Raw genomic sequence first — 14,746 nt, 5'->3', positions numbered from 1 at the left:
CCCGCGTGCAGAGCCGGGCGCGAGCGTGCGGGGCGCACGGCAGACTGGCGGGCGTGAGACCCGGGACGGACCTGCCGCTGCGCGCCGTCCTTCCGGCGGTCCTCGCCGCGCTGGACGGCGCGGGGACCGCGGTGCTCGTCGCGCCGCCGGGGACCGGCAAGACGACCCTCGTGCCGCTCGCGCTCGCCGGCCTGCTCGACGGACCGGACGGCGGATCGTCCGGGGTCACCCCGCCCGTGCGCGTGCTCGTCGCCGAGCCCCGCCGGCTCGCCGCGCGCGCCGCGGCCCGGCGGATGTCGGACCTCGTCGGCGACCCGGTCGGCGGGCTCGTCGGGTTCACCGTGCGCGGGGAGTCGCGGACGTCGGCCCGCACCCGGGTCGAGGTCGTCACGACCGGGCTCCTCGTGCAGCGGCTGCTCACCGACCCGGAGCTGGCCGGGGTCGACGTCGTCATGCTCGACGAGGTGCACGAGCGGCACCTCGACACCGACCTCGCGCTCGCGTTCTGCGTGGACGTCCGGGCGGCGCTGCGGCCGGACCTGCGGCTGCTCGCGACGTCGGCGACCGCGGACGCCGCGCGGGTCGCGGCGGCGCTCGGCGCGGACGACGGTCTGCCGGGCGGGGCGGCGCCCGTCGTCGAGGCCGACGGCGTCCTGTTCCCGGTCGAGCCCGTCTGGTGCCCGCCGCCCGCCGGGATCGCGCCGCCGCACGGCCTGCGCGTCGACCCGCGCCTGCTCGACCACGTCGCGGCCGTCGTCCGCCGGGCGCTCGCCGAGCGGACCGGCGACGTCCTCGTCTTCCTCCCCGGCGCCGGCGAGATCGGCGGCCTCACCGGCCGGCTCGCGGGCGCGACCGACCCGGCCGGTGCACCGCTCGACGTCGTCCCGCTGCACGGCCGGCTGCGCGGGGACGTCCAGGACGCGGCGCTGCGCCCGACCCCCGGACGGCGCCGCGTCGTGCTCGCGACCGCGGTCGCGGAGAGCAGCGTCACCGTGCCCGGGGTGCGGGTCGTCGTCGACGCCGGGCTGGCCCGGGTGCCGCGGACCGACCTCGGGCGCGGGCTCGACGCCCTCGTCACCGTGCGGGTCTCCCGTGCCGGCGCGACCCAGCGTGCCGGTCGCGCCGGCCGGGAGGCGCCCGGCACCGTCTACCGCTGCTGGCCGCAGGGCGAGCACGAGCGGCTCGCCGCCCAGCCCGAGCCCGAGGTGGCGACCGCCGACCTCACGGCCTTCGCGCTGCGACTGGCGTGCTGGGGCGCGCCGCGCGGCCGGGGGCTGGCGCTCGTCGACGCCCCGCCGGTCGCGGCGCTCGACGTCGCCGAGGCGACCCTGCACGGTCTCGGCGCCCTGGACGGCGGCGGCCGGGCGACCCCGCGCGGCCGGTCGCTCGCCCGGGTCGGGGCGCACCCGCGGCTGGCCCGCGCGCTGCTCGACGGGGCACCGCTCGTCGGCGCGCGACGGGCCGCGGAGGTCGTCGCGCTGCTGTCGGACGACGCGGGGGGCGGCCCGGGCGGGGCCGGCGGCGACGACCTCGTCGCCCGCTGGCGGGCGCTGCGGACCGGGCGGGACCCGGGTTCGCAGCGGTGGCAGGAGGAGACCCGCCGGCTGCTGCGCGCGGTCGAGGGCCCGGCGGGCCGGAGCCCGGCATCGTCCGCAGCATCGTCCGCGGCGCCGTCCGGAGCGGCGGACGGGCCGTCGCTCGACGAGGCCGCCGGGGTCGTCGTCGGCCTCGCCTTCCCGGAGCGGCTCGCCCGCCGGCGCCGGGCCGGCGACCGCAGCTACCTCATGGCGTCGGGCACCGCCGCCGAGCTCGGGGACGGCACCCGGCTCGCCGACGCGACGTGGCTCGCGATCGCCGTCGCCGACCGGCCTCCCGGCCGCCGCGACGCCCGGGTGCGGGCCGCCGTCCCGGTCGACGAGGCGACGGCGCGCGAGGTCGGCGCGCACCTGCTCGAGGAGGTCGACGAGGTGGTGTGGGCGGGCGGCGACGTCCGGGCCCGGCGGCTCGAACGGCTCGGTGCCGTCGTCCTCGCCGAGCGCCCGCTGCGCTCCCCCGACCCGGCGCTCGTCGCGGCCGCCGTCGCCGACGGGCTGCGCGCCGAGGGCCTCGACCTGCTGCGCTGGAGCGAGAACGCCCTCGCGCTACGACGCCGGCTCGCCGCCTGCCGGTCCGGCCTCGGCGACCCGTGGCCGGCCGTCGACGACGAGAGCCTGCTCGCGCACCTCGACCTCGGCGGGGCACGCTCGCGCCGTGACCTGCTCAGGGTCGACGTCACGACGGCACTGCGCACCCTCGCCGGCTGGCGGCTCGCGGCGACCCTCGACGACGTCGCCCCGGAACGCGTCGAGGTGCCGTCGGGGTCGAAGGTGGCCGTCGACTACACCGACCCGGACGCCCCGGCGCTGCCGGTCAAGGTGCAGGAGGTGTTCGGCTGGACGGCGTCCCCGCGGGTCGCCGGCCGCCCGCTCGTGCTGCGGCTGCTCTCCCCCGCCGGGCGCCCGGTCGCCGTGACGAGCGACCTGGAGTCGTTCTGGCGCAACGGGTACCCGGGTGTGCGGGCCGACCTGCGCGGCCGCTACCCGCGGCACCCCTGGCCGGAGGACCCGCTCGCCGCGGCACCGACCCGGCGGGTGAACCCCCGCCGCGGCTGAGTCCGCCGCGGGACCCCGCCACTACAGTCGACAGCGCCTGCGCGGCAGACGGGCCGACGCGTCGGGAGGAGTGCAGCAGTGAGCGACCGCACCCGGCGTGCCCCGCTGAGCGCCGACGAGATCGTCGCCGTCGCCTGGGAGATGTCCGGCGGTGACGCGGACGCCGTGAGCCTGCGCGACCTCGGCGCCCGGCTCGGGGTCCACCCGACGGCGGTGTACCGGCACTTCCCGGACAAGCACGAGCTCATGTGCGCCGTCGCGGACCGCACGCTCGCGGGCGTCTGCGACGTCGCGGACGGCGTCGCCGACCCGGTCGAGGCCCTTGTCGCCGTGCTCTCCGCGCTGCGCGGCCGGCTGCTGTCCCGGCCGGCGGCGGCCCGGGTGCTCGCGCAGGGTCCGACCCGGCGGGTCAACGAGGTCACGCTCACCGAGCGGCTGCTCGGCCTGCTCCGGGCGCTCGGTCTGCCCGACGCCGACGTCGCCCGCGGCTACCACGCGGTCGTCGAGCTCACCGTCGGCTCGGCCGTCATCGACCAGCCGGTCGACGCGCTCGACGCCCCCGGCCGGGCCGCGACGTACGAGCGGTGGCGGGCCGACTACCTCGCCCTGGACGCCGACCGCTTCCCGGCGCTCGTCGCGCTGGCCCCGGCGCTCTACCGCGGCGCGGGCGAGGACTTCGAGTTCGCCCTGAGACTGCTCCTCGAGGCCCTCGCCCGGCGCGGCGGCCGGGGCTGACGCCCGCTCGTCCGTGCGTGGTGGCGTCAGTGGTACGGCAGGTAGAACGCCGTCTCGAAGTCCGACAGCGTGTCGCCGTCCAGGGTCGACCCGGACGCCTCGAACTTCTCGAGCTCGGCCCGCTTGACCCCGACGAGGTTCGCGACGAGCTCCGCTCCGACCGCCTCGACGAGCGCGGTGTCGGCCTCGAGCGCGTCGAGCGCCTCGCCGAGGCTGGTCGGCGCCGTGACGTCGGTGCCGCCGTCCTCGAAGCCGTCGCCGGTGTAGGCGGGCGGCGGCTCCGCCTTCGCCGTCGCGCCGAGCCAGGCCGCGCGCAGCACCGCGGCGACGCCGAGGTGGACGTTCATCGAGCCGTCGCCGACCCGGCTCTCGACCCGCATCGCGGTGCCGGCCTCGGCAGGGATCCGGTTGCTCACGTTGCGGTGGTCGACGCCCCAGTTCGCCCAGTAGCCGGCGAGCGTGCCGGGCTGCAGGCGGCGGTACGCGTTGACCGTCGGCGCGCACAGCGCGATGAGGGCGCGGTGGTGCTCGCAGAGCCCGGCGACGCTCTGCCGGCCGACCTCGGCGAGGCCGTGCTCGGCGTGCGGGTCGTAGAACGCGTTGCGGCCGTCGGCGTCCGCCATCGAGAAGTTCACGTGCAGGCCGGAGCCGGCGACCGTGGGGAACGGCTTGCCGAGGAAGGTGAAGTCGAGGCCGTGCGCGAGTGCCCGCTCGCGGACGAGCAGCCGGAAGAGGAACGCGTCGTCCGCGACCGCGAGGGCGTCGCCGTACTCGAGGGTGAACTCGAACTGCGACTCGTCGAACTCGACGCTCGCCGACTCCACCGCGAAGCCGCAGCGCTCGGCGGTCTCGAGGACGTCCTCGAGGAAGCCGCTCGGGTCCCCGAGACGGCCGGTGCCGTAGACCATCGACCGAGGGTTGGCGTAGCGGGTCCAGCCGCCCTCGCCGTCAGGGGCGAGCAGGTAGCCCTCGAGCTCGATGCCGACCTTCGCCCGGTGCCCGAGGTCGCCCCAGGCGGCGACGGCGTTCTTCAGCGCCGTCCGGGCCGAGACCGGGTACGGGGCACCGTCGATCTCGAGGTCGGCGACGGCGACGGCCGTCCGGTCGTCGTCCCACGACGGGTGCAGCGAGTCCGGGTCGACGGTGCCGTGCACGTCGCGCAGGCCGTCGAGCATGTGCGCGCCGGGCGCGGGGATGATGTCGCGGTCGTACGTGAGACCGAAGGTCGTCACGCAGAACCCGCTGCCGTGCTCGGCACGGCGGGTCGGCAGGTACTTGCCGCGGGCCAGGCCCAGGTGGTCGGGCCACAGCATCCGCACGCGGCGGTAGCTGCTCACGGGGGTCATGCGGAGCTCCCTGGGTGGACGGGTCCTCAGGACGGGCGGGGCGGTCAGCGCGGTGCGGCGGGCGGGGTGGCGCCGAGGGTGACGAACCGGCGCCGGTGGTACATGAGCGGGGTGGGTGCGTCCCCCGCCGGGAGGACGACGTCGTGCACGCTACCGATGACGACGGTGTGCGTGGACTGGTGCATCGAGTTGCCCACGTGGCAGACGAACGTGGCGGCCGCGCCCTCCAGGACCGGGACGCCGTGCGGGTGGACCCGCCACGTGCCCGCCGAGAAGCGGTCCTCCCCCGACAGGCCCGTGCGCCCGGCGAAGACCTCCGCGACGTCCTGCTGGTCGGCGGCCAGGACGTTCACCGAGAACCAGCCGGTCGTCGGGAGCGCCTTCGCCAGGCTCGACGAGCGGTTGAGGCACGCGACGAGCATGGGCGGCTCGGCCGACAGCGACGTCACGGCCGTGGCGGTGAGCCCGGCCCGGCCCGAGCGCGGGCTCGTCACGGCGATGACGCTCACGGCGGCCGCGAGCGAGCTCATCGCCTCGACGAAGCGCTCGGCGACACCGTCCTCGGGGGCGTGGGTGTCGTCGTACAGCGCGTCCTCGGGCAGCGGCCGCCGCTCGTCGGCGTTCGTCACGCGTCCTCCGCCGGGCGGCGGGCGAGCTCGCCCTCCAGCCGGCCCTCGCGGACGACGGCCACGCCGTCCAGCTCGACGGTGCACCGCCGCATGGGCAGGTCGAAGTGGCACGGCGAGAAGCGCTGCGCCGTCTCGTTGGCACCCGTCGAGTACATGAAGTTGCCCTCGAAGGCCCGGGCCTCGGTGCCGTTGATCTGGCTGCGGTCGTAGAGGTCGAGGTAGTCCCAGCGGGCCGCCGGGTTCATCCCCCAGCCGATGTGGGACGACGCGTACGCGTCCTTGCCGCCGAACGCCGCCATGTAGTCGGCGAGCTGGTCCGCCTCGTAGCCGTCGCCGCTGATGTCGGTGACGAAGTCGTCGACGACGGTCATCCGGATCGGCGAGGACACGTACTTCTTGAACGTGAGGTTGATGTCGCCCGGCGCGAGGACGACCGTGCCGCTCACCGTCCCCGGGGCGGGGAAGGCGAGCACGAGCCCGCCGGGCCAGTGCGCGATGCTGCCGGGCCCGCTCGTGACGCCCGTGGAGCCCGCGGTGAACGAGCCGGCGAGCCGGACGGTGAGGTCGGTGCCGGCCTCCGACGTCACCCGCATGGTGTCGGCGGCGGAGATCATCTCGTGGCCGCGGGAGACCCGGGCGGCCATCTCCGGGTCGTGCGGGAGCCGCTCGAAGTTCTCCGGGTGCTCGTTGCTGATCATGAGCACCCGGGTTCCGGCGCCGAGGATCGCGCCGAGCTCGCGGGAGTGCAGCAGCCCCTCCGCGGTGCAGTCGACGACGAAGTCGGCCTCCTTGAGGGCGGCCAGCGCCGCCGGGTTGCCGCGCAGCGCGAGCGAGGTGCCGGTCGAGCGCAGCGCCACGGGGCCGGTGTTCGCGGGCGTCGGCATGACGACCTGCAGCGTCGCGGCGCCGAGCGACTGGGCCGCGAGCAGCGCCGTCTCGACGATCGAGGCCCGGCTCGCCGACTCCGAGAGGACGACGCACGTCTCCGTCGGGCCGAGCCCGCAGAGCTCCAGCTGCAGCCGGAACCGTTCCAGCCAGCGCCACTCGGTCGTCATGCGTCGAGGCCCTTCCAGAAGGTGCGGACGATCTCGTTGACCGCGTCGGGCTGCTCGAGGTTGGCCAGGTGGCCGGCCCCCGGCACGACCTCGAGGCGCGCCCCGGGCACGAGGTCGGCGATGACCCGCGCGTACCCCGGGGGTGTCTCCTCGTCGTGCTCCCCGACGACGACGAGGGTCGGGCAGCCGATGCCGGGCAGCCGCGACCGGGTGTCGTGCGTGACGAGCATGCCGCACGCCGCCCGCAGCGCCGCGGCCGGGATCCGGGACATCGCCGCGACCGCCTCGGCGCGCTGGGCGTCGGTGGCCGCCGGTCCGACGATCGCGCCGATGACCGCCGGGGCCATGTCGGCGGGGGTCGCACCGGCGGCGAGCGGGCCGAGCCGGGCGTCGAGCCAGGACTGCGCGGTCGTCGTCCCGTCGAGGCCGAACGCCGGGCTCGTGTCGAGCAGGACGAGCGAGCGGACGACGTCCGGGTGGTCGAGCGCGAGGTGCTGCGCGACCATCCCGCCGAGCGACAGGCCGACGACGTCGACCGGCTCCGCGGAGAGCTCGCGGGCAAGGCCCGCGGCCGCGGCCGCGACGGAGGCGAAGGAGTCCGGGCTGCCCGGCGAGACGCCGTACCCGGGCATGTCCCACGCGACACAGGTCCGGACGTCGGCGAGACCGGTCAGCTGCGGCTCCCAGGCCGTCCGGGAGCCGCCCAGGCCGTGGAGGAAGAGTGCGACCGGGCCGGTCCCCGCGGTGCGCCGGCCGACGGGCGGAGCGTCGTGGTCCTGCGGGGTCGGCGGCACGGGTGTCACAGTACCGACCGGTCGGCGGGCCTGCCCAGACGCAAAGTCAACAGTGTTGACCCGGGCCCGGGAGGCGCGGAACACTCCTGCGCATGACTCTCGCCCCGTCCGCCGCCGCCGTCGACCGGGACGCGCTCGTCGCGAAGATCCGTGAGCTCGGCCCGGTCCTCGCCGAACGCGCCGTGAGGTACGACCTCGAGGCGTCCTTCCCGTTCGAGAACTTCGCCGACCTGCGTGAGATCGGCTTCCTCGCGCTGTGCGTCCCGCAGCGCTACGGCGGTCTCGGTGCGAGCTTCGCCGACTACGCGCGCGTCTCGGCGGAGATCGGCCGGTACTGCGGCTCGACGGCGCTGACGTTCAACATGCACAACGCGACGATGCTCTGGGCCGGCGAGGTCGCGGACCTCCTCGACCTCGACGACGAGGCGCGAGCGCTCCACGAGCGCCACCGCACGGAGCTGTTCCGCGGTGTCGTCGAGGACGGCACGATCCACAGCCAGCCGTTCAGCGAGGGCGTCTCGGCCGGGGCGCTGTCCGGCGTCACGACGAAGGCGGAGCCCTGCGAGGGCGGGTTCCGGGTCACCGGCCGCAAGATCTTCGCCTCCCTCTCCGGGGCGGCGAACCGCTACAACATCACCTGCCAGGTCCCCGGGGAGCCGTTCATCCGGCTGCTCTCGGTGCCGACCGACGCCGAGGGCGTCGAGATCGTCGGCCCGTGGGACCCGCTCGGGATGCGCGGCACGGTGTCGAAGACGCTGCTCTTCACGGACGTGTTCGTGCCGGCGGAGAACGAGGTCATGCCACCGGGGGCGTACGACCAGGCGGCCCAGCGCTACCCGTTCCTCTTCATGTCGCTCGCGCCGTCCTACCTCGGCCTCACCCAGGGCGTCCTCGACTTCGTCCGCGGCTACCTGCGCGGCGAGATCGCCGGGTCGCCGTCCGGCCCGCCGCGCCGGGACCTGCCGCAGAAGCAGGCCGGCTGGGCCCAGCTCCAGATCTCCTACGAGCGCAGCCGGGCGCTGCTCTACGACGTCCTCGACCACATGGTCATCGACCCGGACGCCGAGCTGCTCGCCCGCGCCTGGGCCGCGGTCTTCACGACGATGGAGACCGCGAACGAGGTCGCCGCGCTCGCCGTCCGGGTGTGCGGCGGCCAGTCGATGCTCAAGCACCTGCCGCTGGAGCGGATGTACCGCGACAGCCGGCTCGGCTCGACGATGCTGCCGTGGAGCGCCGAGGTCTGCCTCGACCGGCTCGGGACCGCGAAGCTCTACGACTGACGGACCCGGGCCCGCGCGAGGTTCAGCTCGACCCGCGCCATCGAGCGCAGGTGCACCTCGTCGGGGCCGTCGGCGAGGCGCAGCGTGCGGACCATCGCCCACATCTGCGCGAGCGGGGTGTCCTCGCTGACCCCGGCGGCGCCGTGGGTCTGGATCGCCTTGTCGAGCACGTAGAGCGCCGCCCGCGGGGCCGCGACCTTGATCGCCGCGATCTCGCTGGCGGCGCCCTTCGCGCCGACCCGGTCGATGAGCCACGCCGTCTTGAGCACGAGGAGCCGGGCCTGCTCGAGGGCGAGCCGCGACTCCGCGACCCACTCCCGGACGACGCCCTGGTTCGCGAGCGGCTGCCCGAACGCCGTCCGCTCGATGGCGCGCGAGGTCATGAGCTCGAGCGCCCGCTCCCCCATCCCGAGCGCCCGCATGCAGTGGTGGATCCGGCCCGGGCCGAGCCGGGCCTGGGCGATCGCGAAGCCGGAGCCGGGTGTGCCGACGAGGTTCGACGCCGGCACCCGGACGTCGTGGAAGCTGACCTCCCCATGCCCGCCGTGCGCACCGTCGTCGTAGCCGAAGACGGATGTCGAGCGGTGCACGGTGACGCCGGGGGTGTCGAGCGGGACGAGGATCATCGAGTGCCGGGCGTGCCGCTCGGCGTCCGGCTCGCTGACGCCCATGACGATCGCGATCTCGCACTCGGGCCGCAGCGCCCCCGACGACCACCACTTGCGGCCGTTGACGACGTACTCGTCGCCGTCCCGGGTGATCCGGGCGGCGATGTTCGTCGCGTCGGACGAGGCGACGTCCGGCTCGGTCATCGAGAAGCACGAGCGGATCCGGCCCTCGAGCAGCGGAGCGAGCCAGCGCTCCTTCTGCTCGGGGGTGCCGAACATGGCGAGCACCTCCATGTTCCCGGTGTCCGGCGCCGCGCAGTTCATCGCCTCGGGGGCGAGCGCGTACGACCGCCCGGAGAGCTCGGCGATCGGCGCGTAGTCGAGCACCGACAGGCCGGCGCCGTGCTCGGGGTCCGGGAGGAACAGGTTCCACAGCCCGCGCTCCCGGGCCTGCGTCTTGAGGTGCTCGATGACGGCCGGCGTCCGGTAGGGGGTGCCGTCCTCCCGGAGCCGGGCGACCTGGTGGTGGTACAGCGGTTCCGCCGGGTGCACCGCCTCGTCGAGGAAGCGGCGGACGGCGTCCTGGAGCTCGGCGGAGCGGGCGCTCGGGGCGAAGTCCATGGCTGCCTCTCAGCGGGTGACGTCCTCAGCGGGTGAAGTACCTGGCGGGGTTCGCGACGAGCATCTGGTCCAGCTGGGCCTGGGTGACCCCGGCCGCGAGGAGCGCGGGCAGCACGTCGTCGCTGATGTGCTCGTAGTGCCAGTTCGGTGCGGCGGCGGCCTTCGCGGCGTCGTGCGCGGCCCCGAAGTAGTCGATGAAGCAGTTCGCGTCGTGGCCCAGGACCATCCGGTCCGCGTAGCCGCGGGCGGCCAGGGCGGCGATCGTCGCGACCCGCTGCGCGCCGGGGTTGAAGATGTCGAGCCCGAAGCGGTCCATCCCGAGGGTCGCGCCCCGGTCGGCGAGGCTCATGAGGAAGTCGAGGTCGTTGCTGTCGCCGGCGTGGCCGACGACGACCTTCGTGAGGTCGGCACCGGCCGCCTCGAACAGGTCGAGCGCCGTCCGGCCGCTCTGCTCGTGGGCGCTCGTGTGCACGGTGATCGGTGCCCCGGTCTCGGCGCTCGTGCGGCCCACCGCGCGGGTGATCCGTTCGACGCCCGGTGTCGGGACCGCGGTCTCGACGCAGCACTTGAGGAAGGCGGCCTTGACACCGGTGCCCGCGATGCCCTCGACGATGTCGCGGGTGAAGTCGGTGACGAGCGGCTCGGGCATGTCGAGGAGCAGTCCGGGGCCGCGGTAGGCGTACTGCTGCGGGAGGTCCCCGAAGGCGTACAGGCCGGTCGCGACGACGATGTTCACCGGGGTCTGCGCGGCGATCCGCTGCATCCGCGGGATGTTGCGGCCGAGCCCCCACACGGTCGGGTCGACGATGGTCGTGATCCCCTTGGCGTGCAGCGCGCGGAGCTTCTCGATCGCGTCGGCGACCCTCGCCTCCTCGTCCCACCAGGTGTCGCCGTAGTTCTCGACGTGCTCGGTCGCGAGCACGAAGACGTGCTCGTGCATGAGGGTCGGGCCGAGGTCGCTGAGCGCGACCTGGCCGCGGACGGTCTCCACCGTGGACATGGCTGACACCTCTTCGACGTCGTCGTCTGCAGGGCTTCGGCGTCCCCGGCGCGAACGCCTGAGACACATCGCCGCAGCGTCTCAGCGTGCCCCGGGGGTGTCAATGGGGCCGAGGTCACCCGGCGGCAGGCCCAGCAGCACCGCCGCGACGGCGAGCGCCTCGTCGATCCGCGGCTCCCCGCCGCCGAGCAGGTGCGCGTAGAGCGGCCCGTCGCCGATCCGGACGATCGCCTGGGCGAGCACCGGGACCGGCAGCAGCGGGGCCATCCGGCCGGCCCTGACCTCCTCGTCGAGCAGCGCCCGCAGCAGGGCGGCGGAGCGGCTCTCGATGAGCCCCGGGCTCGTCGCGAGCCGGACGAAGAGCCGCGGCTCGCGGGCCGTGAGCGCCCGCAACGGCTCGGCGTCGACGACGCGGTGCATGAAGGCGTCGAGAACGGCGAGCACCCGGGCGCCCCCGGTCGGGCCGGGACGGCGGGCGTCGACGTCGCGGACCGCGGCCCGGAACGTCCACTCGGTGGCGTCCGAGAGCACGGCGCCGAGCAGGTCCTCGCGGTTCCCGGCCCAGCGGTAGAGCGTGGCGCGACCGACGCCGAGCTCCGCGGCGAGCGCGGACATGTCGAGGCTGTCGCCGCGCAGGTACGCCGCGCGCGCCGCGGAGCTCGGCGTCGGTCGCGCCACGCTCTACCGCTGGGCCGGGAACCGCGAGGNCGCGAGGACGGCCGCCGCGCCGCGCCCGCCCGGGCCCCGGGGCGCCGGGGGGCGGCCCTGCCGCAGGTGCTCCTGCGGCGGGTGGTCCTGCGGGCGGGCGGTCACCGCGTCATCGTGGCACGGCGGACGTCCGCTGCGGATCTGCCGGACGGACGGCGTGCCAGAGCGTCCAGCGGTCGCGCTCGACGACCGGCCCGGGCGGCAGCGTCGCGCGCAGCGTGGCGCAGAACCCGTCGAGCTCGGCGTCGTCGAGCTCGTGGAGGATCGAGCGCCCGGTCCGTGCGCGCAGCTCGGTGGCGTAGGCCTCGACGCCCGTGTGCACCCGGCGCACCTCGTGCAGCGAGCTCGTCGTGACCGGGTCGAACCCGTTGCGGCGCAGCACCTCCGTGAGTGCGGCGGCGCTCGGACGCCGTCCGGCCTCGACGGCCCGCAGGCGTGGGAAGGCCTCGAGGAGGTATCCCCTGAGGTGGTCCGGCCCGCCCGGTTCGTCGACGTCGGCCGGCGTCCGGTCCTGGACGACGAGACGGCCGCCGGGGGCGAGCAGCCGGTACGCCTCGCGGGCGAAGCCGTCGAGGTCCGCGAGATGGTGCACGACCGCGCGGGACAGGACGAGGTCTGCGGCGCCGTCGGGCAGGCCGGTCGCGGCGACGTCGGCGCGGACCAGGTCGAGCCCCGCGGGGGCGTCGGCCCGCGCCGCGTCGAGGATCGGCGCGCTCGAGTCGACCCCGACGACGTGCGCGGCGCCCAGCCGGAGCAGCTCCCGGGCGTAGGTCCCGCCCCCGCAGCCGAGGTCGACGGCGCGCAGGCCGCGTGGGTCGACGAGGCGCAGCAGGGCCTCGGACCAGGACGGGTCGGCGTCCCGGTCGGAGTACGTCCGCGCCTGCGCGGCGTCGTGGAAGTTCACGGGCACGTGGGCCTCCTGGTGCTCGCCGTGCGGTCGGCCACCGAACTGTCTTGACATCAAGATACCTGACCGCGGTCCGGGTTCCCGACGGGCGACGGCCGCCGACGTCGGCGGGTAGGGTCACGCCAGGACCATGATCGGCACGCGGGTCGGGGAGGCACCGTGAGCGGGACGGACGGCACCGTGGACGCCTGGGCGGAGTGGACGACCCCGGGGGCGGCCGCCTTCGGCGTCGTCGGGCTGGCCGCGGCGGCGGTCGGGCACGTGATCGGTGACGGGGACGACGAGGACGGCGGCGGGGGCGTCGACCTCGACGGTGACGCCGACGCCGACCGGACCGACGTCACGCAGCAGACGACCGAGACCCTCGTGGACTCGACGAACGCCGGGGTGCAGCTCATGGCCGCGGACGCCGCCCAGCACGCCTACGGCGACGCGATCACCTCGTACTGCGACCCCGACGGCCCCGGGTTCTGACGGCCGCACCGGTCAGCCGGCGGCGACCTCGGCCTCGACCCGCCCGAACGTGCCCAGGGCGTGGGACCCGCCGGGCAGGGCGAGGTCGCCGGCGGCGAGCCGGTCCCGCAGGTAGGTGAACGTCTGGATCGTCTGGGCCCAGATGTGCTCCCCCGCGACGACCGGCGGGCGGACGACGTCCCCCGCCGCGACGAACTGCGGGAGCGGCTCGACGCCCGTCCAGTAGTCGAGGCTGCAGAACAGCGGGAACGAGTAGCGCTCGCTCGTGACCTTCCGGACCCGGTGCGTCGTCGCGACGAAGCGGCCGTTCGTCCAGGTCTCGAGCATGTCGCCGATGTTGACGACGAAGGCGCCCTCGACCGGCGGCGCGTCCACCCACTGCCCGGCGCCGTTGAGCACCTCGAGGCCGGGGGTCGTCGAGCGCAGCAGGGTGAAGCACTCGTAGTCGGTGTGGGCCCCGATGCCGGGACGGTCCTCGGCGCCGGCGTCGGCCGGGTAGTGCAGGAGACGCAGCTGGCTCGGCGGTGCGGTGAGGTACCGGTCGAACGCGTCGGGGGCCTCGCCGAGGGCCAGGGCGAAACCCCGGAACAGTGCCCTCGCGACGGACCACACGTGCGCGTAGTACGCCGAGAGCGCCGCCTCGAAGCCCGGGACGTCGGGCCACCGGTTCGGGCCGGAGAACGGGTGCGGCGCCATGCCCGGGGGCAGCGCGACCTCGGGGACGAAGTCGAACGCCTCCTTCTTGTCGGGGGTGCCGCCGGCGAAGACCTCTTCGCCCTCCGGGACGTAGCCACGGTGGTTCGTGGAGTCGCCGATGTAGGTGCCCATCTTCGCCTCGGTCGGCAGGGCGAAGAACGCCCGGGTGACGTCGAGGAGCCGTTCGAAGACGCCGTCCGGCGGCATGCAGCCCGTGACGTAGACGAAGCCGACCTCGCTCGCGGCACGGCCGAGAGCGTCGGCGACCGCGCGGTGCGCCGCGGGGTCGTCGCCGAGCAGCGGTGCGATGTCGACGACCGGGACGGAGGTGAAGTCACTGGGGGGCATCGGGTTCTCCAGCCTTCTCGTCGGGTGGTGCCGTCTGGTGGGCCGGATCATGCGCCGGCAGCAGGGTCGTGCCCTCGCGGCGGACGACGTCCCAGGTCCGCACGAGCGGACCGTGGACCCCGACGTCGCACGTCGTGAGCCGGTCGCCCGCGTCGTGGGGGGCGAGGTCGTCGCCCTCGCGGTACGGGAGCGTCGACATCTCGACGACCCAGCGGCCGTCGGGGTCGATCCGGCCCAGGGCGACCTCGCAGTCGAGGAGCGCGGCGCGGTCCCGCGCATCGGCGCGCAGGAGCAGCGCGGTGAGCCGGGCGCCGGGCGGCAGTGGCGTCGTCCGGCCGCGCGCGAGCCCGAACCGGGCCCCGACCCGGACGAGGACGCCCGGCCGGCCGCTCCCCCGCTCGCGCAGGAGGACGGCCGCGGCGGCGTCGACGGGTCCGGGCTCGGGATGCCAGTGCTCGACGTACGCGGCGTGGACGCCGACCTCGACGAGGGTCGTGCCGTCCCAGTGCAGCCGGCCCTCGTCGGGGACCCCGGTCGGCGGCTGGAGGTCGACGAGGCGTTCCCAGCGGGCGAGGTCGCCGGTCACGGTGAACGACCCGGCGAACCCCTCGTGGGCGCCGAGCCAGCGCAGGACGGGTACCGGTGCGGCCGCCAGCCCGTCCGGGCCGGTGAGGTCGGACAGGTCGGGGCGCGGCGGGTGCAGGCCTGCGGGGCGGCGGAGGTCGACGTAGAGGCCGGGGCCCTGCAACCACACCACCTGGGTCGTCTCGTCGCGGCGGCCCTCGGCGTCGAGGTAGAGCGACCGCCGGACCGGGCCCAGCAGGGCCTCCGGGGTCGTGACCGCGACCGGCGAGGACGTCACCTGTCGGACGATAGGCAGCGTGACGACCGCGC

General features: G+C 75.6%; 14 protein-coding genes. 4 read left to right on the top strand and 10 right to left on the bottom strand.

Annotated features, from left to right (window positions below):
* Window positions 1-53 precede the first annotated feature (53 nt).
* Window positions 54-2,651 carry an ATP-dependent helicase HrpB gene (gene hrpB / locus ECOMGDLI_RS21985; protein ID WP_233153585.1) on the top strand — a complete coding sequence of 866 codons (2,598 nt, stop codon included), beginning with the start codon at window positions 54-56 and terminating at the stop codon, window positions 2,649-2,651.
* Between the two features lie 78 nt (window positions 2,652-2,729).
* The gene (locus tag ECOMGDLI_RS21980) at window positions 2,730-3,386 is read left to right on the top strand and encodes a TetR/AcrR family transcriptional regulator (protein ID WP_088318996.1); all 657 of its coding nucleotides are present in this window, start codon (window positions 2,730-2,732) and stop codon (window positions 3,384-3,386) included.
* A gap of 26 nt (window positions 3,387-3,412) precedes the next feature.
* Here the strand turns inward: ECOMGDLI_RS21980 and ECOMGDLI_RS21975 are convergent, their stop codons facing one another.
* Genes ECOMGDLI_RS21975 through ECOMGDLI_RS21960 form a run of 4 tightly spaced genes read right to left on the bottom strand, consistent with a single transcriptional unit; the run spans window position 3,413 to window position 7,210 of the window.
* On the bottom strand, window positions 3,413-4,732 hold the full coding sequence (locus ECOMGDLI_RS21975) for a glutamine synthetase family protein (RefSeq protein ID WP_088318995.1): 1,320 nt from the start codon (window positions 4,730-4,732) through the stop codon (window positions 3,413-3,415).
* 44 nt (window positions 4,733-4,776) lie between these two features.
* The gene (locus ECOMGDLI_RS21970; RefSeq protein WP_088318994.1) at window positions 4,777-5,361 is read right to left on the bottom strand and encodes a flavin reductase family protein; all 585 of its coding nucleotides are present in this window, start codon (window positions 5,359-5,361) and stop codon (window positions 4,777-4,779) included.
* Window positions 5,358-6,416 carry a peptidase M29 gene (locus ECOMGDLI_RS21965; RefSeq protein ID WP_088318993.1) on the bottom strand — a complete coding sequence of 353 codons (1,059 nt, stop codon included), beginning with the start codon at window positions 6,414-6,416 and terminating at the stop codon, window positions 5,358-5,360. The genes ECOMGDLI_RS21970 and ECOMGDLI_RS21965 overlap by 4 nt, the downstream gene beginning before the upstream one ends.
* The gene (locus tag ECOMGDLI_RS21960; protein ID WP_158221102.1) at window positions 6,413-7,210 is read right to left on the bottom strand and encodes an alpha/beta fold hydrolase; all 798 of its coding nucleotides are present in this window, start codon (window positions 7,208-7,210) and stop codon (window positions 6,413-6,415) included. Before ECOMGDLI_RS21960 ends, ECOMGDLI_RS21965 begins: the two co-directional genes overlap by 4 nt.
* 92 nt (window positions 7,211-7,302) lie before the next feature.
* Between ECOMGDLI_RS21960 and ECOMGDLI_RS21955 the strand changes: the two genes are divergently transcribed.
* A complete protein-coding gene (locus ECOMGDLI_RS21955) occupies window positions 7,303-8,490 on the top strand; it encodes an acyl-CoA dehydrogenase family protein (RefSeq protein WP_088318991.1) in 1,188 nt (395 codons plus the stop codon).
* Here the strand turns inward: ECOMGDLI_RS21955 and ECOMGDLI_RS21950 are convergent.
* The 4 genes from ECOMGDLI_RS21950 to ECOMGDLI_RS21935 form a co-directional block, all read right to left on the bottom strand.
* A complete protein-coding gene (locus ECOMGDLI_RS21950) occupies window positions 8,481-9,719 on the bottom strand; it encodes an acyl-CoA dehydrogenase family protein (RefSeq protein ID WP_088318990.1) in 1,239 nt (412 codons plus the stop codon). The genes ECOMGDLI_RS21955 and ECOMGDLI_RS21950 overlap by 10 nt on opposite strands.
* Before the next feature lie 25 nt (window positions 9,720-9,744).
* The gene (locus ECOMGDLI_RS21945; protein WP_088318989.1) at window positions 9,745-10,719 is read right to left on the bottom strand and encodes a phosphotriesterase; all 975 of its coding nucleotides are present in this window, start codon (window positions 10,717-10,719) and stop codon (window positions 9,745-9,747) included.
* An 81-nt stretch (window positions 10,720-10,800) separates the two neighbouring features.
* On the bottom strand, window positions 10,801-11,334 hold the full coding sequence (locus ECOMGDLI_RS21940; RefSeq protein ID WP_143447852.1) for a QsdR family transcriptional regulator: 534 nt from the start codon (window positions 11,332-11,334) through the stop codon (window positions 10,801-10,803).
* Window positions 11,335-11,536: 202 nt separating this feature from the next.
* A complete protein-coding gene (locus ECOMGDLI_RS21935) occupies window positions 11,537-12,337 on the bottom strand; it encodes a bifunctional 2-polyprenyl-6-hydroxyphenol methylase/3-demethylubiquinol 3-O-methyltransferase UbiG (protein ID WP_088318987.1) in 801 nt (266 codons plus the stop codon).
* A gap of 156 nt (window positions 12,338-12,493) precedes the next feature.
* Here ECOMGDLI_RS21935 and ECOMGDLI_RS21930 point away from each other — a divergent pair, with 156 nt between their 5' ends.
* Window positions 12,494-12,808 (top strand): hypothetical protein, encoded by a 315-nt coding sequence (locus ECOMGDLI_RS21930; protein ID WP_088318986.1) that lies wholly within the window; start codon window positions 12,494-12,496, stop codon window positions 12,806-12,808.
* A gap of 12 nt (window positions 12,809-12,820) precedes the next feature.
* Here ECOMGDLI_RS21930 and ECOMGDLI_RS21925 read toward each other — a convergent pair whose 3' ends face one another.
* Together ECOMGDLI_RS21925 and ECOMGDLI_RS21920 are read right to left on the bottom strand one after the other, a co-directional pair.
* Window positions 12,821-13,852, bottom strand: a complete 1,032-nt coding sequence (locus ECOMGDLI_RS21925) for an isopenicillin N synthase family oxygenase (RefSeq protein WP_088318985.1) — start codon at window positions 13,850-13,852, stop codon at window positions 12,821-12,823.
* Entirely contained in the window at window positions 13,839-14,714 is an 876-nt protein-coding gene (locus ECOMGDLI_RS21920) for a hypothetical protein (RefSeq protein WP_143447841.1), read from the bottom strand. Before ECOMGDLI_RS21920 ends, ECOMGDLI_RS21925 begins: the two co-directional genes overlap by 14 nt.
* Between the last annotated feature and the right edge of the window lie 32 nt (window positions 14,715-14,746).

The sequence above is a fragment of the Kineosporia sp. R_H_3 genome (assembly GCF_002198675.1).
Lineage (GTDB): Bacteria > Actinomycetota > Actinomycetes > Actinomycetales > Kineosporiaceae > R-H-3.
Note: the sequence above shows the minus strand (reverse complement) of the source record. Positions and strands in the feature narration are given on the sequence as shown.